This is a genomic window from Allobosea sp. P4_C6 (genome assembly GCF_056402015.1).
The window spans coordinates 1-2,402 of the sequence record NZ_JBFUIF010000182.1 but is presented as its reverse complement, the minus strand read 5'-3'; the positions used below and the strand labels follow the sequence as shown (position 1 = coordinate 2,402).

General features: G+C 63.0%; 1 protein-coding gene. It reads right to left on the bottom strand.

What is annotated here, in order from left to right; translation table 11 throughout:
* The coding region (gene dpdE, locus AC1DVA_RS27640) for a protein DpdE (protein ID WP_476808020.1) at positions 1-2,384 on the bottom strand (2,384 nt) is incomplete at its 3' end.
* Between the last annotated feature and the right edge of the window lie 18 nt (positions 2,385-2,402).

The following is a 2,402-nucleotide window of genomic DNA, read 5'->3' as shown; positions in this document are numbered from 1 at the left end:
CCCTTGATGTCAATGAACAGGGTCTGTTCGCTTAGCGCGAAATAACGCTGTGCCCGACGCGACGCGGCAAGTTCGGCCCGCGACGGCGCCAAGAGGTCGGCGATGTCGAGGCTGGGCTCGATGGTGAAGCAGAGCTTGAAGCCGATCCAGGCATCACCGAGCCAGTCTGGAACGGTGCGATAGGTGATGAATGCGGTCCCCCGATCGTCCCAGCGCGTAAAGCGGGCCAACACGTCGATCAGGGGAGTTCCAGGCCGAAGCAAGGTCACGGCGGCGCGGCGTGTCGCGATCCGGCGCTTCCAGCTCAGCGGCCGAGTGTCATCGAGTTCAAGCTGCTGCTGCCAAGGGAATCTGGGTATCAGCGTCTGCTTGGTGAAACTTAGCTTGAACGGATCTTCCTCCGGCCAGGCGAACGGGCGCTTCTTGAGCTGCAACGTTCCGATCAACCACTGATCGACGCCCGCTTCGAGCGCTGCCTCGTCGATCTCGGCGTCGTCCAACGCCTGGATAAATGTCTCGACGGGCTCCTCGGCCAAGGCGATCCGATCGAGGGCATATTGCTCGTCTTGCGACTTTCGCTCGTCGGCAACTCGGCTGCGGATGTCCGCGGCAAGCGCGACGAGCGCATTGGGTCCCGACATCAGCAGTGCTTCGAACGCCTGGGCCTCGAAACCCTCCAGTAGGAACTGCACATCGCTGATCGAGCGATGGAAAATCGACAGGCCCTCGGCCAGTAACTCGTGCCAGGCCGCAAAGGGGCTATCGTGTTCGTCGGAAGGCAGCAGGGTCCGGTGTCGGATGATGTTCTGGCGGCGGCCATAGCGGTCGAGACGACCGATGCGTTGTTCGATTCGGGCGGCGCTCAGCGGCAGATCGAGATGTACGATCGCGTCGGCGAAGCTGAGATTGAGACCTTCCTCGGCCGACCGATCGAGAGTAAGGATCGCGGCGTCCGGCGCTTGTGCGAACAGCGCCACGACATCCTTGTCGGCATCGGGTCCGGCACGCTCGACGAGTAGCAGACAACGCGCTCCGTCCACTGCATCCTGCAGTGCGTCGTGAAACTCCGCCGCCGTGGCTGGCGCGGTCGCAAAGACCACGATCTTGGGATGGTCGACATCCGCACGCAGTGTCTTGATCAGTCGCCGCGCGCTTTCGACCATTGTTTCAATCCGGTCGGCGTCGTCATAATCTGCGGCCTTTTCGCGCAAGGCGTCCAGAATTTCACCCTCGCCGAGGAACATCGGGCTGGCCCCAGCCAGCCAGGCCCGAAGCGCGTCGCCGCCTTCTGAGATTGAGCCGAGCAACTCGCGATAGCGAGCGGCGAGCAGCGCGGATCCAACCTTGTGATCGACAAGTGAGTCGACGGCTGCCGACCGCCAGTCCTCAAGCGTCGCGAGCAGGAACGCGAGAACCTCGCTCGGATCGCCTTCGGTGCGAACATGGGTCAGCGCGCCACCCTCGGGGCCGCGCGGCTGAAACTCCCAGCCCTGGGCGTCGGCTCGCCGCGAGCGGATCAGCCGCTGATGAATGCGGTAGCTATCGGCGACGTGCTGCTTGAGTGTGCCACACAGGTTGCCAAGCCGCTCGGGTGCCTCACGCGTTGCGGTGATCAATTGCGGCGCTAGATCCTGCACGACAGGATCCTCGGGGAAAGTGCGGACAAGTTCGGCGCCGCGCTGGCGCAGGACCAAGCCTGACGCGTCAGGGTCGAGACTGAGGAGCAATCGGCCAATCGCCCGCCGTTGTTCCAGTTTCACTCGGAACCCAGTCAGATCGTCGAGCGGATGAGTGAGTGGATCGAGAAGGTTGAGTAGCGCCAGAAATCTGGCTTCCTCGCCGAGCGGCGGTGTCGCTGAGAGCAGCAGCAGAACAGGTACATCGCGGGCAAGCTCTCGCAAGCGCGCCGCCGATGGACCGAGCGGCCCAGCCTCGAGCCCGACCAGATGATGCGCTTCGTCGACAACTAATACATCCGGCGTTCGCATGACCCGCGCGATCTCGGCATGCGAACAGCACTCAAACGGCTCGCCAAACTGATCGAGGCGCAGCTTTCCGATTAGTTCGCGCCGCCACTGGTCGCAAAGCGCGGGCGGGGTAGCGATCAGCACCTCAGTGTCGGGATTGTCGATTAGGTGCTGGCGGATGATCAGCCCCGCTTCGATCGTCTTGCCTAGGCCAACCTCATCAGCGAGCAGATAACGCTGGATCGGGTCGCTCAAGACACGGCGGACCGCGGCGACCTGGTGTGGGACGAAGTCGATCCCGGACGATAGCAGCGAACTCAGGCCCTGCGCTGCGCTTGTAAGCGCGCGTAGCGGTGCTAATGCGGCTTGGCGTCGATCATGGAGAAACTGACTTTCAGCTCCACCGAGTGCGAGAATTTCGGCCGGGTCCTCTGG